Origin of the sequence: Pedobacter sp., from assembly GCF_040513095.1 — a bacterium.
Classification (GTDB): Bacteria; Bacteroidota; Bacteroidia; order Sphingobacteriales; family Sphingobacteriaceae; genus Pedobacter.
The window spans coordinates 94019-112944 of record NZ_JBEVDX010000011.1 but is presented as its reverse complement, the minus strand read 5'-3'; the positions used below and the strand labels follow the sequence as shown (position 1 = coordinate 112944).

Annotated in this window: 16 protein-coding genes; 9 read left to right on the top strand and 7 right to left on the bottom strand. The window is 44.2% G+C overall.

What is annotated here, in order from left to right; genetic code table 11:
- Positions 1–91: 91 nt before the first annotated feature.
- Positions 92–2533, bottom strand: coding sequence for a TonB-dependent receptor domain-containing protein (locus ABWY16_RS01955; RefSeq protein ID WP_353902967.1), 2442 nt, complete (start codon positions 2531–2533; stop codon positions 92–94).
- Positions 2534–2747: 214 nt separating this feature from the next.
- On the opposite strand from ABWY16_RS01955, the gene pxpB reads away from it, so the two are divergent.
- Genes pxpB through ABWY16_RS01935 form a run of 4 tightly spaced genes read left to right on the top strand, consistent with a single transcriptional unit; the run spans position 2748 to position 6381 of the window.
- The gene (gene pxpB / locus ABWY16_RS01950) at positions 2748–3461 is read left to right on the top strand and encodes a 5-oxoprolinase subunit PxpB (RefSeq protein WP_353902966.1); all 714 of its coding nucleotides are present in this window, start codon (positions 2748–2750) and stop codon (positions 3459–3461) included.
- Positions 3436–4419, top strand: a complete 984-nt coding sequence (locus ABWY16_RS01945; RefSeq protein ID WP_353902965.1) for a 5-oxoprolinase subunit C family protein — start codon at positions 3436–3438, stop codon at positions 4417–4419. Before pxpB ends, ABWY16_RS01945 begins: the two co-directional genes overlap by 26 nt.
- Complete coding sequence (locus ABWY16_RS01940) at positions 4409–5179, top strand: LamB/YcsF family protein (RefSeq protein ID WP_353902964.1); 771 nt, start codon at positions 4409–4411, stop codon at positions 5177–5179. Before ABWY16_RS01945 ends, ABWY16_RS01940 begins: the two co-directional genes overlap by 11 nt.
- 11 nt (positions 5180–5190) lie before the next feature.
- Complete coding sequence (locus ABWY16_RS01935) at positions 5191–6381, top strand: NRAMP family divalent metal transporter (RefSeq protein WP_353902963.1); 1191 nt, start codon at positions 5191–5193, stop codon at positions 6379–6381.
- Here ABWY16_RS01935 and ABWY16_RS01930 read toward each other — a convergent pair.
- A complete protein-coding gene (locus ABWY16_RS01930; protein ID WP_353902962.1) occupies positions 6350–7255 on the bottom strand; it encodes a 1-aminocyclopropane-1-carboxylate deaminase/D-cysteine desulfhydrase in 906 nt (301 codons plus the stop codon). The genes ABWY16_RS01935 and ABWY16_RS01930 overlap by 32 nt on opposite strands.
- A gap of 156 nt (positions 7256–7411) precedes the next feature.
- Here ABWY16_RS01930 and ABWY16_RS01925 point away from each other — a divergent pair, with 156 nt between their 5' ends.
- Together ABWY16_RS01925 and ABWY16_RS01920 are read left to right on the top strand one after the other, a co-directional pair.
- Positions 7412–8440 (top strand): RluA family pseudouridine synthase, encoded by a 1029-nt coding sequence (locus ABWY16_RS01925; RefSeq protein ID WP_353902961.1) that lies wholly within the window; start codon positions 7412–7414, stop codon positions 8438–8440.
- 6 nt (positions 8441–8446) lie between these two features.
- Positions 8447–9286, top strand: a complete 840-nt coding sequence (locus ABWY16_RS01920) for an aminotransferase class IV (RefSeq protein ID WP_353902960.1) — start codon at positions 8447–8449, stop codon at positions 9284–9286.
- Here ABWY16_RS01920 and fmt read toward each other — a convergent pair.
- The gene (fmt, locus tag ABWY16_RS01915; RefSeq protein ID WP_353902959.1) at positions 9281–10189 is read right to left on the bottom strand and encodes a methionyl-tRNA formyltransferase; all 909 of its coding nucleotides are present in this window, start codon (positions 10187–10189) and stop codon (positions 9281–9283) included. The genes ABWY16_RS01920 and fmt overlap by 6 nt on opposite strands.
- 60 nt (positions 10190–10249) lie before the next feature.
- Between fmt and ABWY16_RS01910 the strand changes: the two genes are divergently transcribed.
- A complete protein-coding gene (locus ABWY16_RS01910) occupies positions 10250–11308 on the top strand; it encodes a DNA topoisomerase IB (RefSeq protein ID WP_353902958.1) in 1059 nt (352 codons plus the stop codon).
- A gap of 62 nt (positions 11309–11370) precedes the next feature.
- Here the strand turns inward: ABWY16_RS01910 and ABWY16_RS01905 are convergent, their stop codons facing one another.
- Positions 11371–11577, bottom strand: coding sequence for a hypothetical protein (locus tag ABWY16_RS01905; RefSeq protein ID WP_353902957.1), 207 nt, complete (start codon positions 11575–11577; stop codon positions 11371–11373).
- 18 nt (positions 11578–11595) lie between these two features.
- Positions 11596–12864, bottom strand: coding sequence for an exo-beta-N-acetylmuramidase NamZ family protein (locus tag ABWY16_RS01900; RefSeq protein WP_353902956.1), 1269 nt, complete (start codon positions 12862–12864; stop codon positions 11596–11598).
- Between the two features lie 79 nt (positions 12865–12943).
- Between ABWY16_RS01900 and ABWY16_RS01895 the strand changes: the two genes are divergently transcribed.
- Positions 12944–14164: an ABC transporter permease gene (locus ABWY16_RS01895; protein WP_353902955.1), complete on the top strand. Its 1221-nt coding sequence runs from the start codon at positions 12944–12946 to the stop codon at positions 14162–14164.
- Between the two features lie 65 nt (positions 14165–14229).
- Here the strand turns inward: ABWY16_RS01895 and ABWY16_RS01890 are convergent, their stop codons facing one another.
- Complete coding sequence (locus ABWY16_RS01890; RefSeq protein ID WP_353902954.1) at positions 14230–16638, bottom strand: alpha/beta hydrolase family protein; 2409 nt, start codon at positions 16636–16638, stop codon at positions 14230–14232.
- Between the two features lie 111 nt (positions 16639–16749).
- On the opposite strand from ABWY16_RS01890, the gene ABWY16_RS01885 reads away from it, so the two are divergent.
- Positions 16750–18054: a DEAD/DEAH box helicase gene (locus ABWY16_RS01885; RefSeq protein ID WP_353902953.1), complete on the top strand. Its 1305-nt coding sequence runs from the start codon at positions 16750–16752 to the stop codon at positions 18052–18054.
- A 54-nt stretch (positions 18055–18108) separates the two neighbouring features.
- Here ABWY16_RS01885 and mazG read toward each other — a convergent pair whose 3' ends face one another.
- On the bottom strand, positions 18109–18918 hold the full coding sequence (gene mazG / locus ABWY16_RS01880; protein WP_353902952.1) for a nucleoside triphosphate pyrophosphohydrolase: 810 nt from the start codon (positions 18916–18918) through the stop codon (positions 18109–18111).
- Positions 18919–18926: the final 8 nt, after the last annotated feature.

The following is an 18926-nucleotide window of genomic DNA, read 5'->3' as shown; positions in this document are numbered from 1 at the left end:
AATAGTTCATGCCTTTTGCGTTTCCTCAGCTGCAGCAACTTTGATATTTGCTTTCTTACGGAGCAGGTTTTATTGTTGATAATCCCTCAAATTATATCCGGTTCTGTTCTTCCTCGGAGCCTTTGGTTCTTTTTCTGGCTGCTTTGATACTGTTGCTGCCGAAATGATAAGAACCTGTCAGACGAAATATTCTGCTTTCATCTTTTTCCCTGTAAGTGTAAGTTTGTCCGGGTATTGTACTTGTATTCAAGTATCTCAGGCTGTTAAAAATGTCGTTTACAGCAAATTTGAGATTTAGTTTTTTATCCAGCAGTGTTTTGCTTATTCCCAGGTCTATACTGTATTCCTGTCTGGTCGCAGCAGTGCCATCAACACTTCTGGAATGATAATAACCTGATAGTTCAGCATTGAGGGTAGAGTTCAGTTTGATTGCCTGTATACTATTGAAGTTAAAGGCCAGCCGTCCGCTTTCAAATGGCAATCCAAGGAGTTCAGGTGCTGCATATTTATTGTAGAAAATGGTAAGGTTGTTATTGGAAGTCCACCATTTTGTGACAGACACCGGGGAGCTGATGTTCAGATTGTATGCCTTTAAAGAGGCAAGGTTCCTGTTTGTTGCGCCCAGTGTTTTCCTTGCAGTATCATTAAAAGTGACAAAGCTGATGACATCAGTGGTAGAGCTGTACCCAATTGTGGCATTAATAGTTTTCTTATAGGACCAGGAGGCTTCAAGGGAATTGGTGTATTGGGGTTTTAAAAAGGGGTTCCCCTGAAAATAGGTATAGGAGTCAATAAAGTGTATAAAGGGGTTTAATGAAGAATAATTGGGGCGCTCAATCCTTCTGCTGTAGGAAAATCCGATCTCATGGTTTTTGGATAATACCTGATTTACAAAGATGCTGGGAAACAAGTTTAAATAGTTGCGGTCGACAATACTTTGTGTAGTGAGGGAGTTGCCTTTTGAATTGGTTTGCTCTGCCCTTAAACCAAGTTGTACAGTGGTACTTTTAAATTCGCGGTGAAAATTGGCGTAAGCAGCATTGATGTTTTCATCGTATAGAAAGTGGTTACTTTGACTCTGGTCATTCTGCCATTGATAGTCTGCGAGGTTTTCAATGATAGAATTGTTGTCTGTGTTGACAAAACTGGTCTTTAAGCCCAGATCAATTTTTGTCTTTTTGTTAATGGGATAAATATAATCTGCTTTTGCGGCCCAGATTTTAACGCTGGAAGGCGTGCGGTTTCTAAAACTTGTGGCAGGTGTGGATGGCTGTCCGCTGGCGTCGAGAAGCCTGTTGAAATAGGCATCAGTCTTGTCCCTGTGATACCTCGAGAAATCGGCATCAATGTTAATTTCCTGTCCGGTAGTGTCCAACACCCCTCTGTAGTTTAGATTGTATGCTGTATTCCGGTAGGTATAATCCGCAGGGTTAATCACTTTCAATGTAGAATCCGTTTGTGCCGGGCTTCCACCTATCCGGGTAGAGATATCGCTTACCTGATCTGCCTTGGTAAGATAACCATTTACTGCGAGGCCTATTGTATGCTGGTCGTTGATAAAATAGTCTGCACCGGTTTTATAATTTGTATTGTTCCTGATGCCCACAAAACCGCCTGTCTGGTCAAAGAAGGTCTGCCGGGCACCAGTGCCGTTAATGCGGTTAATCCCCTGATCTGCAAATCTCTTGTTTCTCGCATAGTTAAAGTCGCCGAAAAAATTAAATTTCTTTTCCATGTGATTGAGCGTGAAACCGCCGTTGGCTTTGTAATATCTTCCATATCCCGCGCCTGCAGTTACCGTCCCGTTGGTTCCGTAATTGCGGTTCTTTTTTAATTTGATATTGATGATGCCGGAGTTTCCGGATGCGTCATATTTTGAGGAAGGGTTGGTGACCAGTTCAATACTGGTGATTGCATTGCCTTCCGTTGCATTTAATAAATTGGCAATCTCCTCACCTGAAAGGTAAGACAGTTTGCCATCGATCATAATACCGACTCCTTTTTTACCCCGCAGGCTGATATTGCCGTCTTTATCCACCGTTACTCCTGGTGCCTTTTTTAAGATCTCCAGCGCAGTATTCCCTGTCGCAAGAATGCTGTTTTCAATATTCAGCACAGTTTTGTCAACCTGTCTTTCTACCAGTGGTTTCCTGCCTACAATATTTACGATGCTCAGCTGTTTTGCAGCGGCGGTCATTTGTACATTTGCTGATGTGTAGCTAAGGTGTGCCTTATTGATATTGAAAGGGCCTTTAATCACTTTGCCGTAACCAACCATATTTAAAGCGATCAGATAGGCCCCTTCAGGTAAATGATCAAAAGCATATGTGCCCTTGGCGCTGGTAAAAGACCCTTTAACCAGCGTAGAATCCTGAGCTTTTAAAAGTGCAACAGATACATAATCGAGTGGTTTTTTCTGTTCATCGATTACATTGCCTGTGAGGCTGCCATTTGGGTTGTTCTCTTGTGCACTTGCATTGAAAAATAGCAGCAGGACTGCGCAGGAAGCTAAAAATATGTTTAAGTTTTTCATTAATAAGGTTAAATCACAAACGTCCAGCATTGGTATGCTGTCTGGTAAATATTAATAGTCAATTTGAATGTGTAAAAATATTTCAAGCACACTTGCTATGAAACCCCCGATTGAGGGGGTTTTTGAGACCTGAAAGGGATGTCGGATTAAAAGATATAGCAATAGTTTTTACGGCTTTAATGAGTATATTTATTTGTCAGCTAAAACTCAATAAATGAATGAACTCCAAATCAGGGATGTCCGGTTTTACCCATTGGGAGACACAGCTATTGTGGCCCGGTTTGCTGAGGAGATCAGTAATGCAACTCATGATCTCATCCAATCCGTCTGTAATTACCTTGAAGAATATTCTTTCGATGGTTTTACAGAATATGTACCGGCATTCACCACCGTTACCATCTTTTATGAGCCGATGACCCTGAGCTATCAGTCTGTACAGGCTCACCTGGAAGAGATGCTTGCTGAAGTAATGGCGAGGCCCGAAAAGCCAGTGTCCAGGTTTGTTGAGATCCCTGTTGTCTATGGCGGCATATGGGGGCCAGATCTGGATATTGTTGCCTCTCATGCCAACCTTGATACTGCCGAAGTAATCAGGTTACATACAGAAGCAGAGTACCTGGTGCATATGATCGGCTTCGCTCCCGGATTTCCTTACCTGGGAGGTTTGAATGAAAAAATCGCAGCCCCCAGAAAAGAAATCCCGAGGGCAAAAATTCTTGCCGGATCTGTGGGGATAGCCGGCAAACAGACAGGGATATATCCTATAGCAACTCCAGGCGGCTGGCAGATTATCGGACGCACAGCAGTCCGTTTATTTGATGTCAAAAGGCAGGAGCCTTCACTACTCAGGGCGGGCGACCGGATCCGTTTTGTGCCTGTGACCCAGGCTGAGTTTGATGTAAATGAAAAAACAGGATATGGGAATTAAGGTGCTCAAAGGCGGGCTGCTCAGTACCATACAGGACACAGGCAGGTTTGGATACCGGAAAGATGGAATTATTGTTAGCGGTGCTATGGATAGCCTTGCGCTGCGGACAGGCAATCTGCTGGTTGGTAACCCCCAAGATGAAGCCGGGATAGAATGTACTTTAACAGGCCCCACCATGCGTTTCGAAGCGGAGCAACTGATTGCGCTGACTGGTGCGGATCTTTCTGCTGTGTTAGATAAAATGCCCTTACAGATGTGGCGGCCGGTACTGGTAAAAAAAGGTTCAGTGCTGAGCTTTGGTGCTGCAAAATCAGGATGCCGTACTTATCTGACAGTCTCCGGAGGATTCAGTGTCCCCAAGGTACTGGGCAGCCGCTCTACCTATCTGCGTGCGGAATTTGGGGGATGGAATGGACGGGCATTACAGGCAGGCGATTATATTCCCTTCAGAGAAAGGTACCATGAAACGCTGCAGGACTTTAACTGGTCCTGCGATCTCAGCACATTGTACCCTGATTTAAATGACCATGTCATCAGGGTAATTGAAGGGCCGGAGTTTGAATTGTTCAGCATAAACGGTAAACAGGCTTTTTTTGAAAAGGAGTTTCAGCTCAGCAATGAATCAGACCGGATGGGCTATCGCCTGAAAGGTGAAGCCCTGAAACTGGAAAGACCGCGGGAAATGATTTCTTCAGCCGTAACGTTTGGAACAGTTCAGGTCACCAGCAACGGCGACCCGATAGTGCTGACGGCGGATCACCAGACTACCGGTGGCTACCCCAGAATTGTGCAGGTCATTACCGCTGATTTTTCTAAACTTGCCCAATTGCAGAGCGGACAGAAAATACGCTTTGAATTATTAACTTTAGCACAGGCACATGCTGCTTTGCTATATCGTGAACAGCAGCTTAAACAACTGCAGCAAACCTTAACGTTTAAATATAATCATGACATCTGACACGTATAGTGCTGACCTGAATTGTGATATGGGCGAGAGCTATGGCGCTTTTTCACTGGGCAGCGATGAACTCATTCTGCCCTTTGTGACCTCTGCAAATATTGCCTGCGGTTTTCATGCAGGAGACCCGGCAGTAATGAAAAAAACCGTAAAGCGGGCAATTGCAAATGGTGTGGCAATGGGCGTTCATCCGGGTTTGCCCGATCTTCAGGGATTTGGACGGCGGGAAATGTCAGTCTCTGCTGAAGAAGCCTACGATATGGTTGTTTACCAGATTGGCGCACTTGCTGCATTTGTGAAGTCGGAAGGTGGGGTATTGAACCACGTTAAACCTCACGGAGCACTGTACAATATGGCAGCAGTAAGTAAGGAACTCTCATCTGCCATTGCCGAAGCAGTCTATAAAGTGGATCCGGGATTGGTATTATACGGACTTTCCGGCAGCGAGCTGATTGCCGCTGGTATAAGAACGGGGCTGAAGGTGGCCAACGAAGTGTTTGCCGACAGAACTTATCAGGAAAACGGATCATTAACTTCAAGGAAGTTCGCCGATGCCATGGTGACTGACGAACAGATCGCTATTAACAGGGTTTTAAGAATGGTTAAAGAAGGAAAAGTTACGTCTCAGCAGGGCACTGATATTAAAATTATAGCTGATACCATCTGCATCCACGGCGATGGAAAACATGCCGTACTGTTTGCCGAAAAGATTTATACTGCATTTAAAAACGAAGGGATCGTCTTACAGTCCCCTGCCTAAGCCTCCGCCGGATGAAATCAAAAAGAAACTGGAATATCTTAACCGGAGCTGCTTTTTTAATGGCTACATCTGCCATTGGTCCGGGTTTTTTAACACAAACGACCGTTTTTACCCAGAGCCTGGGTGCCAGTTTCGGTTTTGTGATTCTTACGTCTATCCTAATTGATATCGGTGTGCAGCTGAACATCTGGAGAGTTATTGCTGTTTCTGAAAAACGTGCGCAGGACATTGCAAATCTGCTTATGCCCGGACTTGGGGGCTTTATTTCATTTCTGATCGTACTCGGCGGACTCGCATTTAACATCGGTAATATTGCCGGCGCCGGTTTAGGGCTCAATGCCTTAATGGGTATTCCCGTGATTACAGGAGCTATTATTTCTGCAGTGCTTTCTATTGCCATCTTTCTGGTAAAGGAAGCAGGCCAGGCAATGGACAGGTTTGCCCGGCTGATGGGTTTTGTGATGATCATCGTGATCATTTATATTGCATTTACCTCCCGGCCTCCGGTAGCTGAGGCTGCACTGAGGACCATAGTGCCTTCTAAAATTGACCTGATGACCATAATTACACTGGTAGGGGGAACAGTAGGCGGTTACATTACTTTTTCCGGCGGGCACCGTTTGCTCGATGCAGGAATTAAAGGCAGGGCCGCTTTACCTGAAGTAAATACCAGCGCAGTAATGGGGGTTTCCGTAGCTGCCCTGGTACGTATATTCCTGTTTCTGGCTTCTCTTGGTGTAATCAGTAAAGGATTTACTATCAATGCGGACAATCCAACAGGATCTGTATTTCAGCTGGCTGCGGGAAAGCTGGGGTATAAACTGTTTGGTTTAGTCATGTTTGCGGCGGCAATTACGTCCGTAATCGGTTCTGCCTATACATCCGTATCCTTTATCAAATCCTTCAGCCACAAGATCAGTAACAACGAAAATAAAGTGATTATTGCTTTTATTTTAAGCTCTGCTGCGATATTTGTGGGAATAGGAAAGCCGGTTACATTGCTGATCATCGCCGGGGCACTCAACGGTATTATCCTGCCGGTTACGCTCGGTACAATTCTTTTTGCCGCATATAAGGTACGCATTGTTGGGGATTATAAGCATCCGCTCTGGCTCACTTTCTTTGGTGTGGCCGTGGTCTTCATCATGACATATATGAGCGGAAGCGTGCTCATAACGCAATTTTTTCTTTCATCCCCATAATGCCCAGGAGGCCTCCGGTATGCAGGGCAGCAATCTTTTCGCCGGGTTGGAAATAATTTTGATCTGCCAGGTCATCAATAGCGAAGAACATTTTAGCCGTGTACACAGGGTCGATAAGGATACCATGACCTGCAGTAAACTTTCTCATAAACTGCAGCAGCTGAGGCTGTGTTTTTGCGTAACCGCCAAAGTGATAGTCTGTATGCAGGATCAGATCATTGCTGCCCGCAATTATGTTATCTGCAACCATGGGATCAGGAACATATTTGCCGATCTCCTCCCTGATAAAGTCGCCCCCCTTCAGTACGGGCACCACGTGAAGCCTGGTCTTTAGACCAGCTGTGCGTATGCCCTGTAATAAACCTGCTGCGGTAGTACCCGTGCCTGCCGCGCAAAAGAGATGATCCAGGTCGGCCGGCAGTTCTGCGATGATCTCCGCACAACCTTTTACAGCCTCAGCAGAAGCGCCTCCTTCATCAATAAAATAAGTGTCAGGATCGTTTGCAAAATGTTTCTGATAACAGGAAGGTTTGTCTTTATAGCTTTCGCGGTCGGTAAAAATCAGCTCCATGCCATATAGCTGGCAGAGCAGCAGCATTTCGTTCAGTACCTTTTCTCCCCTTATAAAGGCTGTTGCTTTAAGCCCGGACCTGGCAGCGGCTGCAGCAGTAGCAACAAGGTGGTTTGAATATGCCCCGCCAAAAGTTACAAGGTGCTTTCTACCCTTTTCAGCCGCATCCTGGAGTATATATTTAAGCTTGCGCCACTTGTTCCCGGAAATATAGGGGTCAATCAGATCATCCCTTTTTACCCATAGTTGTGTTAAGAAAGGATGGGTCAGGTGTTGAAAAGGACTGTTCAGAGCTGTAAACATCAGGCAAATATAAACCATTCTCTACAGCTGTTTGATTTCTTTTGAGAAATGTAATTGTTAAAGGTTAGTTTTGTAAACTGGGATGAACCGGTTGGGATTGCTTTAAAGCAGCCAGCACCAGGTTCTTCACATCAGGATAAAATCATAAAATTACGAATGGAAAATACGAATAGCGGGCTGGAACTGGAAGAGCAGGATTTATATGAGCATTTTAATATTGTTGTAGATGGTGGGCAGTCGCCATTGCGCATAGACAAATTTCTGATGCAGCGTATGCAGAATGCGTCCCGGAACCGCATTCAGAATGCAATTGATGCGGGCAATGTGCTAGTGAACAAAGCTACAGTGAAGGCCAGCTATAAGGTAAAGCCTGCAGACGAGATCTCTATCGTGTTCCCTCATCCTCCAAGAGATACAGAAGTTTATCCCGAAGATATTCCTTTGGATATAGTGTACGAGGATAACGACTTGCTGATTGTTAACAAGCCGGCAGGGATGGTCGTACATCCGGGATTTAATAACTATACCGGTACACTGGTAAATGCCCTGGCTTTTCACTTTGACCAGTTGCCGCAATTACCTGGTAATGAAGGCCGTCCCGGCCTGGTACACCGGATTGATAAAGACACCTCAGGGTTGCTGATTATCAGTAAAAACGAGATCACGATGACCAAGCTGGCTAAGCAATTTTTTGACCATAGTATTACGCGAAAATATATTGCACTGGCATGGGGAGATATTGCAGAAAATGGCACAGTTTCTGGGTATATCGGCAGAAGTGCAAAAAACAGGATTGTGATGGATGTATATGATGAGGAGGAGAAAGGAAAGTGGTCTGTTACCCATTATTCTGTATTGGAGCGTTTAAATTATGTGACTTTAATCAGTTGTCAGCTGGAAACAGGGCGGACACACCAGATCAGGGCACATATGCAGCACATCGGTCACCCCTTATTTAACGACGCCAATTATGGCGGAGATAAGATATTGAAGGGAACAACGTTTACGAAGTACAAGCAATATGTTGCCAACTGCTTTGAGATGTTACCACGCCAGGCGCTGCATGCACAGACACTCGGTTTCATACATCCTACAACTAAGGAATATATGGAGTTTGAGGCACCGCTTCCACCAGATTTTGATGGTGTATTAAACAAATGGAGAAACTATGTTGGACAGGCCTAACAATTAATGCAACAGGAATATATTTTACATAATGACGAGTTCATTGCCATAGATGAAAAGATACTCACGGTAAAAAACCGTGGTTTCAGGTATGGTGATGGCCTTTTTGAATCCATGCGTATGACGGGGGGCAAACTGAAGTTTGCTGAACTGCATGCCGATCGTCTGCAGGCCGGCATGAATGCACTGAAGATGGACGGGGGCATTTTCTTTGATGAGTATTTCCTGAAGCAGAAGACTGCCGAATTATGCAAGAAGAACAAACTGAAGGACAATGCACGGTTCCGCCTTTCCGTTTACCGCGATGCTGACGGTTTGTATACACCCGATACTAATAAATCAGGATATATCCTGGAAGCTTCCGCAGTGCAGGAGACTGGGTACGGACTTAACAAAAAGGGGCTGATCATTAACGTTTATGATGAAATCACCAAGCCGGTAAATAAACTTTCGAACTATAAAACCAGCAATTCTTTATTATTTGTGATGGCCGGGCTCTACAAAAAGCAGCACCGGCTGGATGAAGCCTTTATCCTCAATCAGAATGGTTTTCTGTGTGAAAGCATCAGCTCCAATGTATTTGTAGTTTATGACAAGCAAATTTATACCCCTGCACTTTCTGAAGGCTGTATTGCCGGCGTAATGCGCAATATAGTTATGCAGACTGCAAAGGCTAATGGCATTTCAATTATCGAAGCACAGATCAATCCCGAAGTTTTAAACGAGGCAGAAGAAGTATTTATCACGAATGCCAGTTCCGGCATCCGCTGGGTAATGGGATATGGCAGAAAACGTTACTTCAATGAAATCACCAAATCTTTAAGTGCAATGCTCAATGCCTTATAGGCGCATTCCCCTTAAAAACTCATCTGTCATCATTCTTTTTTTACCTTCGTATTGCACATCCAGTACGCTGATAAAGCCATCTGCCGCCGCGAACTTCAAAAAGGTCTTCCCGTCAGTAACATAATTACCCGGAGCCATGCCGGCCGCACTTTCTTCATACTGTGCTTTAAATATTTTAATGGTTTTACCATTCAGCTCAGTAAAGGCTGTTGGATAGGGGCTAAGGCCACGGATCAGGTTGTAAATTGTTTTTACAGGCTGGTTCCAGTCTATTTTACAAAACTCCTTGAATATTTTAGGTGCATGTTTCAAATCCGCTGATGCAGTTTGGGGCTGTTCTTTATAATTGCCTTCAGCAATAGCTTTTACAGTTTTAACCAGCAGGCCAGCGCCAGCTTCCATAAGGTGGTCGTGCAGGTCGCCCGCTGAATCATCCTCAGCAATGGCCACTCTTTCTGAGAAGATAACATCGCCGGTGTCAATTTCGTGTTTCAGAAAAAAGGTAGTTACCCCGCTTTCAGTTTCTCCGTTGATAATTGCATGATTGATAGGTGCTGCACCACGGTAATTGGGTAACAGGGATGCATGGAGATTAATTGTGCCTTTTGCGGGCATATCCCACACAATTTCCGGAAGCATACGGAATGCAACTACTACCTGCAGGTCTGCATTGAGTGAATGTAATTCTTCAATAAAGTCAGGATCTTTAAGTTTCAGGGGCTGCAAAACTTTAAGGCCCTTATCCACCGCGTACTTTTTTACTGCACTTTCCTGTAACTTCTGGCCTCTTCCTGCCGGTTTATCTGCCGCCGTTACCACGCCTGCGATATCATAACCATTTTCAAATAAGGCATTTAGGGATGCTACTGCAAAATCGGGGGTACCCATGAAAACTATCTTCATTTTTCTGTGTTTTAGAGAACAAAATAACTAAAAATTTAACGCATATTTTGTTCAAACTATATGGTTCAGACCCCGGAGGAGATTAAAGAAAGTGGTTTAGTATATGTTACCGACAGTATGCCTGGTATTTACAGGAAAGGAAAACCCGGTAATTTTTATTACGAGGATAAAAATGGGGACAAAATTACTGATGAAACCCAGCTTGGCAGGATCAAAGCACTGGTGCTGCCGCCGGCATGGACCTCAGTTTGGATTGCTGCGAAAAAAAATGCGTACTTACAGGCTACCGGACTGGATGCTGCCGGGCGTAAACAATACCGCTATCATCCTAAATGGACCTCCAGAAGATCCGAGCATAAGTATTTCAGGTTGCTCGAATTTGGAAAGGCACTTCCGGTTGCAAGAAAGAGGCTTGCAAAAGATTTGAAAAGGAAGGACTATGATGAGCAGAAGGTACTTGCGATCTGTGTAGAGGTGATGCAGAAAACGCTGATCCGGGTAGGAAATGAGTCCTATGCGCAGCTTTATGGCAGCTATGGGCTGTCTACGCTAAGAACTAAACATGCCAAAGTTGACGGCAATACTTTGAAGCTTAAATTCATTGGCAAAAAAGGGGTAAAACAGGAAGTAGCACTCAATGATAAGAGCCTTGCAAAAATGGTGAAAAGCTGTATGGAGATTCCCGGTCAGGATTTATTTCAGTATTATACGGAGGGAAAGGAACACCGGGGAGTAGATTCGGGCAAGATCAATAACTATATCCGCGAGATTACAGGGAGTGATTTTACGGCCAAGGATTTCCGTACCTGGGGTGGTACACTGGAGGCGCTGAGGCAACTGGCTCTTTGCTCCGGTAACATTGAAGAGGAGCGGCCTAAAAAGAAAATTATTGTTCAGGTGCTGGATTGTGTGGCTAGCAAGCTCGGAAATACCCGTGCAGTTTGCAAAAGCTCATACGTTTATCCTTTGCTGCTCGAAGCTTTCGAGAATGATCAGCTGGCAAAATACCTGAAGAAGATCCATACCCACACGCCCAATACGCAGCAGGCTATTGAAAATGACGAGAAGGTACTAATGAAGTTTTTGAAGGAAGCACAGAAGCTGACAAAGGTTGCTTAAAGTCTGGGCCTTTTAACAGATAACAGAAAAAGGGATAACGCTGAAGCGCTATCCCTTTTATTTTAGTCCTTTGGTGCTTTTTTAATAGGATCAACCGGTTGTTCTTCCCTTTCCCGTTGCTTTGCAGGATCTTTATATTCTGGCGTATCTTTGGTGTAATCTTTATCCTCAGGTTTTTTTACAGCCTTGTTTCCTTCGTCAACGCCGGATAAAGGCTCCTCGAAATTACTGCTTGGTTTTTCGTTTTTCTTTTTAGGTTCAGTATTCATGTTTGTAGATTTTTTGAGTTAAGGATACAAAAGGTATTTCTTGCGTATCTCTTTGTAACGGCTTAATCCGGGTTCCCAGCTTGCCCTGATTTCCTTTTCGGATTTACCGGCAATGATCTGCTCTTTTAAGGAATATACACCAGCCAGTTTATCAATACTACCCATTTGTTTGCTAAGTTTCATATTAAAGAAGTCGGCCTTGTTGGGATATGCCTTGTACAATTCGATCATCCACTTAATGTTTAACGTTTTATCTTTTCTAATGTTTGAAATATCATAATTTCTGAGATCGAGCCCGTAACAAACCTGATCCTGATGTAAAGGCGTTTCTGCCATTCCCCTGATGCTTTGCGGCGTAAAGGAAAACGAATATTTACCCTTTAACGCAGGCGCACCTAACACACTGAAGGGAAACTGTGTACCACGACCCTGACTCAGATACGTTCCTTCAAAAAGGCATAAGGTAGGATAGAGAAGAATGGACTGCTGCGTATTCAGATTTGGAGAAGGTTTCACCGGCAGCTCATATGGCATATCATGTGTATAGTTTGCCACTTTGATTATGCTGATCTTACACTGTGCCTTATTATCAAGCCAGCCCTCACCGTTTAACATCTGCGCATATTCTCCAACAGTAAGCCCATGGACAATAGGGATCGCTTTCAAACCAACTCCAGAAACCAGACGCGGATCAAGAACCGGGCCGTCTACATAAAACCCGTTTGGATTCGGACGATCAAGAATAAGCAGTTCTTTATTATTTTCTGCACAAGCCTGCATCACATGCTGCAGGGTATTGATATAAGTGTAAAAACGTACGCCAACATCCTGGATGTCAAAAACCATAATGTCAATGTCAGAAAGGTCTTCGGTGCTTGGCGTATTGTGCTTACCATATAAGGATATCGCCTTGATACCAGTTTTTTCATCAATAGCATCATTTACAGTAATACCTGCACTGGCATCACCCCTGAAGCCGTGTTCCGGCCCAAAGATCTTCACAATATTAACCCCAACTTTAATCAGGCTGTCCACAGCCGTCATTTTCCCGATCACTGAAGTCGGGTTGACTACCATTCCTACCCGTTTTCCGTTCAGCAATGGAAGATACTTTTCTGTCTGTGCTGCACCGGTAAGGATTTCTGCTGCGGAGTTTTTTAAACTGTCAGCATGAAGTTCATTTGCTGATGAGCCTGTACTTTTCGCTGCTTTCGGACTGGCGTCACAAGCCTGTACCGCAAGGATCAATAGGGCGAAGGGATAGATTAATTTGGGAAACAGTTTCATACTTACCTTTTTTAATTAATTATGGTTGAATTCAAAATCAAATAACCACTTTTGCTAAGTTACAGTTTATTGAAAAAATTTGAATACAGAATATTTCATAGCAAGGCGTATTGCCATAAAATCTGAGCGCACCTTCTCTAAGCTGATCGTTCGTATTGCAATTTCGGGGGTGATGCTCAGTCTGGCTGTAATGATGCTCTCTATAGCCATCATTAAAGGTTTTAAAACAGAAATCCAGGAAAAAGTAAGAGGTTATGTAGGCGATGTACGGATTTTTAAACTGGACCTGAACAATTCCTTTGAGCTTACACCTTTTGTACCATCTACAAAAACCCTTTCTGATCTTAAAAAGAACAGGAATATCCTTTTTTATCAGTCTTACGCTACCAAACCGGCAATCATTTCAGCCAATGAAGAAGTGGAAGGGATAAATTTTAAGGGGATAGACAGTGGTTTTAACTGGGATTACATCCGGAAGCATCTGGTAACGGGCAGGGTAATCGATTTTACAGACAGCCTAAAGGCCAGCAAGGAGATCATGGTATCTGCTTTTACCGCCAACCGGCTGAAGCTGAAGACCGGAGATACCTTTATCATGTACTTTGTGCAAAACCCACCAAGAAAGCGGCCTTTTAAAATTGTAGGCATCTATGATATCGGGGTAGAAGAGATTGATAAAGGCTTTGTACTTGGCGATATTAATATTATCAGACGTTTAAACAACTGGACGCCAAACCAGATCGGGGGAATAGAGATCAGGCTTAAAGATTTCTCAAGGCTGCAGGCACTGTCTGACGAGATCTACTCCAATCTGGAGATCAACCTTAAATCAGAATCCGTACAGGAATATTTTCCGAATATCTTTACCTGGTTATCATTACTTGATATCAATACTAAGGTGCTGCTGATCCTGATGATGATCGTGGGTGTGATCAATATGATTACAGCTTTACTGATCATGATCCTGGAACGTACCAATATGATTGGAATGTTAAAGGCTTTTGGGATGACCGACTACAGTGTAATGAAGGTATTTCTGTACAATGCAGTTTACCTTGTTGGCATTGGCTTGTTGCTGGGTAACTTACTGGGCCTGGGCCTCGGCTTTTTACAGCACTATACCCATATCTTTAAGCTTAATCAAACGTCCTATTACCTGGCTTACGTGCCTATAGAATTTCATCTGACGGATGTACTGCTGCTGAACCTGGCGACGCTGCTGATTTGTCTGATAGTGCTTGTAGTGCCTTCGATGCTGGTCAGCAGGATTTCACCACTCAAAGCGATCCGTTTTAAATAATATAATAAGGCCCCGGTGGTTTTCTGTAAACCAGCGGGGCCTTATCCATAGATGAATGAATACAGCTATTTCGCTTTTTTCACATACGTATCCAACCAGTTGTTCATTTCCCACAGCATATGCAACAGGTTTTCCCTGCCGCGGTAACTATGGGCCTCGTAAGGCAAAAACACAAATCTAGCTGTGCCGCCAAATCCTTTGATTGCATTGAACAAACGCTCGCTGTTGATGGGGAAAGTACCGGTATTATCATCAGCATCACCATGGATCAGCAGGATAGGTGTTTTAATTTTGTCTGCATAGCTGAATGGGCTCATTTCGTAATAGAGTTGAGGAACCTCCCAGTAGGTACGCTCCTCGTTTTGGAATCCGAAAGGTGTCAATGTCCTGTTATAAGCTCCGCTGCGGGCAATACCTGCTTTGAAAAGCTTCGTGTGTGCCAGCAGGTTTGCCGTCATGAATGCACCATAGCTGTGTCCGCCAACAGCCATCCTGTTCCTGTCACCTACACCGAGATCTGAAAGCTTATTGATAGCGGCTTCTGCATTTGCCACGAGTTGTTCTACATAAGTATCATTCGGTTTTTTACCATCTTTGGCTACGATAGGCATTTCAGCTTCGTCCAGCACAGCATATCCCTGCGTTACCCAGTAGATTGGAGATGCCCAGCTGATTGCGGTAAAACGATCCTTTGACCCCCTGATCTGCGCGGCATCTGCTGCTGAGTTAAACTCGCGCGGATAAGCCCAGATCAATGTTGGCAGAGGACCGTCCTTTGCCCGGTCATATCCTTTTGGCAGGTAGAGGTTACCTGTAAGATCCACCCCGTCAGAGCGCTTATACGATATCTTTTCTTTGCTGATCCCCTCCAGTCCTGGGTAAGGATTGCTGAAACTGGTAAGTGGCCTGTCTGCCATTCTCAGTACAAGGTTTTTGATAAAATAGTTCGGCACATCTTTCTGCGATTCTCTTCTGGTCAGCAGCACAAGTTTATTGGCATCGAGTACATCCGCTACATATTCATAGGTACCTTCAGCACTGCGCCAGATGATGTCGTTCTTTTTGGCAGCAAGGTCAAACTTAGCCAGAAAGGGTAAATCCCCTTTTGGCGAAGATCCGACTGTATTGTTCATGAGTAATTTCGTTCCGTTATCTACTGTTTGCACCACCTGCCGGCCAAATTTATTCTTAGTCAAAACAGGATCTCCCGGATCGTTGTAGGCATCAGTCTGATTCAGCGCGTATAAAGTTTCCAGAGTACCTGTAGTTGGGTTATAACGGCTTACTTTGCTGGTTTGCTTGCTTCGAAGGCCCTCGAAAACCAATGCAAGTGCAGCATCTCCCCATTCAGTTCCGCGGTAACGGGTTTCGGTTTTGAACAATTCCTTTGCAGTTCCGCTGAAGGGTGCGTCTAAGGCATATAAGGCATCGTGGAACTGAACCTTCTTTTTGATCAGGCCACTATCCAAAGGCATTGCCCAGGTAACAGTTGCCGCTTCATCATCCCTCCAGTCATAATCACGGGCAACATTTTGCGTGTTGTCATAACCCGAAGGTGTACCTTCTGTAGAAGGAAGTTCTGCCAGTATTTTTACCGTTTTACCAGACAAATCGGTGATTTTTACGGTGGAAGGGAATCCCCTGTAAGTAACCAGGTAGGAGAAGGGTTTGTTGACAGTCCTTTGCAGGAGGTATTTTTTATCCGGAGAAACACTCAGGCTAGTATAGATTGCAGGCTGTCCGATCCTGGTTTCAGTCCCATTTTTATATTGTACCAGTTGTGAAGTACCAAAAAATTCAAATAACTGCTCATCATAAGGTGATTTGATCAGATCCTGGAAGGTTGGACTTGGGGAAGCTTTGCCTAAGTTCTGCTGCACTGTAGGGCCTTTTGGCAGTAAAGGTTTTACTGGAACAGCATTGGCAGATTTGGTAGCTATCCTGTATAAAATTGTTTCATTGTCTACCCAGGTGATACCATTTCCCAATACTACATTTAGTGGTTGTTTATTCACTTTTGTTGCTTTTGCTGTAGCAATGTCTATGATATAGAGATCAACACCTGCTGAAGTGGTATTGGTGAATGAAATTTTGGTTTCTCCCGGGTTCCACTCCGGAAGGCTGGCAAAGAGTGGGCTGGGAAGACCGCTGATTGCCGCAGTTTTGCTGGTTTTTATATTCTTCAGGCTAAAGTTGCTGATAAAGATCTGCCTGCTAAGTGAAAAATTTAATGGGTTGATCCTTAATCCCGCTATGCGGAATTCCGGCATGGCCAGTTGTTCAACAGAAGGATACGAGTTACGTTCGCTCATTAACATCCATTCTGCTTTACTATCAATGCTTACAGTTGGGGTGGGTTTCGCCAGGAGTAAGTCGGCCATGGCTTTGGGGGGCAGCTGATAACTGACAGCATCCTGGGCAAATACGCCCAATGATGTACTCAGTAAAAACAGGCTTAGTAGCGTTCGTTTCATGTGGGTAAAGATTAGTTAATGCGCTAATTTACAATTTCCGGGGGTAGATCATACCGTATATTAGGTTGATTTGCGTAAATTTGCTGCAATATCAATTTTAACTGGAAAACTGTGTCGTTAGATAAATTAAAACTAAGTAAGTCCCTGGTAGCAGCAATGACTGATGCCGGCTACTTGAGCCCAAAAGAGATTCAGGCGAAAAGCATGTCGAGAATTCTTGGAGGACAGGATGTGCTTGCTGTAGGACCTGAAGGATCAGGAAAAACAACAACGTATATTCTTGGCGTTTTAATGCGTTTAAAGTATACCAGGGATGATGCACCAAAAGTGCTGATTCTAGTGGCCGACAAAGACCGTGCGATCGCTGTGATCGACCAGTTTGTTTCACTCAGCAAAAACCGTGACCTCAATATCGTCGGCCTTTATGGTACAGGCGGGGTAGAGGCAGAAGTAAATGAATTGGTACTGGGTATAGATATCGTAGTAGCTACACCTACACGTGCCAGGGCAATCTATCTGAAGCTGGGCTTAAACCTGAGTAAACTGCAAACCTTTATCGTTGATGATGCCGAGCTGATCGTGAAGCAGGGGATGCAGTTGCCTGTGTGTGAACTGGCAAGGAGTGCAGGTAAATGTCAGCATCTGGTTTTTACAGAGGTGATCCATGAAAAACTGAGCAAAATGACCGATCAGTTTATGAATTTCCCTACAGTGATCGAGGTAGAGGATTTCGGTGATACCAAAACAGAAACCGTAACGCAGGTATTGTATCATGTGCCTAATTATAAAACCAAAATCAACCTGCTGCACAATTTACTGCGTGATGATGAAGTGTTTGACAAGGTAGTCGTTTTTGTAAATGCCCGTTTAACCGCTCAGAAACTGGCGAAAAGTCTTGCCAGCAGTAAAGAGATGGAGTTTTCGATGTTAAAGCCCCTTCATTTTGATGAAGATGGCTTTGACGATTTTGAAGATTTTAAACAGAGCCCCGAAGCAAGAGTACTTGTTGTGGCCAATGAAGGTGAGGGGCCTTTGAATTTAGATGAAGTCCCTTTTATCTTTCACTTCGAAGTACCTGAAGAAAAAGAAACTTTCCTGAGCAGGATCATTAAAAATAAAGAGAATCCGGACGAAGTTGTGGCCATAACCTTTGCTACAGACATGGAACTGATTCAGGTGAAAAAGATTGAACAGTCAATTGGCCAGAAGATGGAGCTGAGTGATCTTCCTGCTGAGTTGCTGATAGAGAAGAACAGCAAACCTAAAGGGCTGGATAAAAACCGGGTGGTAAAAGTAAAAACTGATGAGCCTGCCGGTGGCGGTGCTTATCATGATAAAAAGGAAAGCAATACAAAGACCTATAATTATGGCATCGGCCAGAAGGCTAAAATGACCATGAAGAAGAAGCATTCTTAGTTTCTCTGATCAATAAAAAAGGGAGGGTCATTGATCCTCCCTTTTTTATTGATACTATTTTACTGTCTTGGCTTCATTCCAGTAGACATCCATCTCTGCCAGTGTCATGTCCTGCAGAGCCTTTCCGCTTTCGAGTGCTTTGCTTTCAATATATTGGAAACGTTTGATAAATTTCTTGTTGGTCTTCTCCAGTGCATTTTCAGGGTTAATCCCAATAAACCTTGCATAGTTTACCAGAGAGAAGATCAGGTCGCCAAATTCACTTTCAGCTTTTTCAATGTCGATGGCCTCGTTGTCAATAACGTTATACTCGTTCTTGAATTCCGCAAGCTCCTCTTCTACCTTTTCCCAAACCTGAACCTTATTGTCCCAGTCGAACCCGATTCCCCGGGCCTTTTCCTGAATTCTTCCGGCCTTAACCAGTGCGGGCAGGGAAGCAGGAACCCCTCCAAGCACAGATTTATTGCCTTCTTTGAGTTTAATCTGCTCCCAGTTGCGTTTTACATCATTTTCATCCTGCACCTCAACATCCCCGTAAATATGGGGGTGGCGGTTGATCAGTTTGTCACAAACGCTATTCAATACATCCACGATGGTGAAATCACTGGTTTCTGAAGCGATCCTTGCATAAAAAACCAGGTGCATCATGACATCGCCCAGTTCCTTTTTTACCTCCTGCAGGTCGCCGTCAAGGATGGCGTCCGATAGTTCGTAGGTTTCTTCAATTGTCAGATGGCGCAGCGTTTCCATGGTTTGTTTTTTATCCCAGGGGCATTCTGTTCTTAATGAATCCAGGATGGTTAACAATCTCAAAAATGCTGATGAAGGGTCTTTTGCTGTAACAGGTGGGATAGTATTGGGCATGATTATAT

What these genes read in the sequence shown, in the direction of transcription:
- ABWY16_RS01955 (WP_353902967.1), bottom strand. Translation starts at nt 2,533, where the DNA reads ATGAAAAACTTAAACATATTTTTAGCTTCCTGCGCAGTCCTGCTGCTA.
- pxpB (WP_353902966.1), top strand. Translation starts at nt 2,748, where the DNA reads ATGAATGAACTCCAAATCAGGGATGTCCGGTTTTACCCATTGGGAGAC.
- ABWY16_RS01945 (WP_353902965.1), top strand. Translation starts at nt 3,436, where the DNA reads ATGAAAAAACAGGATATGGGAATTAAGGTGCTCAAAGGCGGGCTGCTC.
- ABWY16_RS01940 (WP_353902964.1), top strand. Translation starts at nt 4,409, where the DNA reads ATGACATCTGACACGTATAGTGCTGACCTGAATTGTGATATGGGCGAG.
- ABWY16_RS01935 (WP_353902963.1), top strand. Translation starts at nt 5,191, where the DNA reads ATGAAATCAAAAAGAAACTGGAATATCTTAACCGGAGCTGCTTTTTTA.
- ABWY16_RS01930 (WP_353902962.1), bottom strand. Translation starts at nt 7,255, where the DNA reads ATGTTTACAGCTCTGAACAGTCCTTTTCAACACCTGACCCATCCTTTC.
- ABWY16_RS01925 (WP_353902961.1), top strand. Translation starts at nt 7,412, where the DNA reads ATGGAAAATACGAATAGCGGGCTGGAACTGGAAGAGCAGGATTTATAT.
- ABWY16_RS01920 (WP_353902960.1), top strand. Translation starts at nt 8,447, where the DNA reads ATGCAACAGGAATATATTTTACATAATGACGAGTTCATTGCCATAGAT.
- fmt (WP_353902959.1), bottom strand. Translation starts at nt 10,189, where the DNA reads ATGAAGATAGTTTTCATGGGTACCCCCGATTTTGCAGTAGCATCCCTA.
- ABWY16_RS01910 (WP_353902958.1), top strand. Translation starts at nt 10,250, where the DNA reads ATGGTTCAGACCCCGGAGGAGATTAAAGAAAGTGGTTTAGTATATGTT.
- ABWY16_RS01905 (WP_353902957.1), bottom strand. Translation starts at nt 11,577, where the DNA reads ATGAATACTGAACCTAAAAAGAAAAACGAAAAACCAAGCAGTAATTTC.
- ABWY16_RS01900 (WP_353902956.1), bottom strand. Translation starts at nt 12,864, where the DNA reads ATGAAACTGTTTCCCAAATTAATCTATCCCTTCGCCCTATTGATCCTT.
- ABWY16_RS01890 (WP_353902954.1), bottom strand. Translation starts at nt 16,638, where the DNA reads ATGAAACGAACGCTACTAAGCCTGTTTTTACTGAGTACATCATTGGGC.
- mazG (WP_353902952.1), bottom strand. Translation starts at nt 18,918, where the DNA reads ATGCCCAATACTATCCCACCTGTTACAGCAAAAGACCCTTCATCAGCA.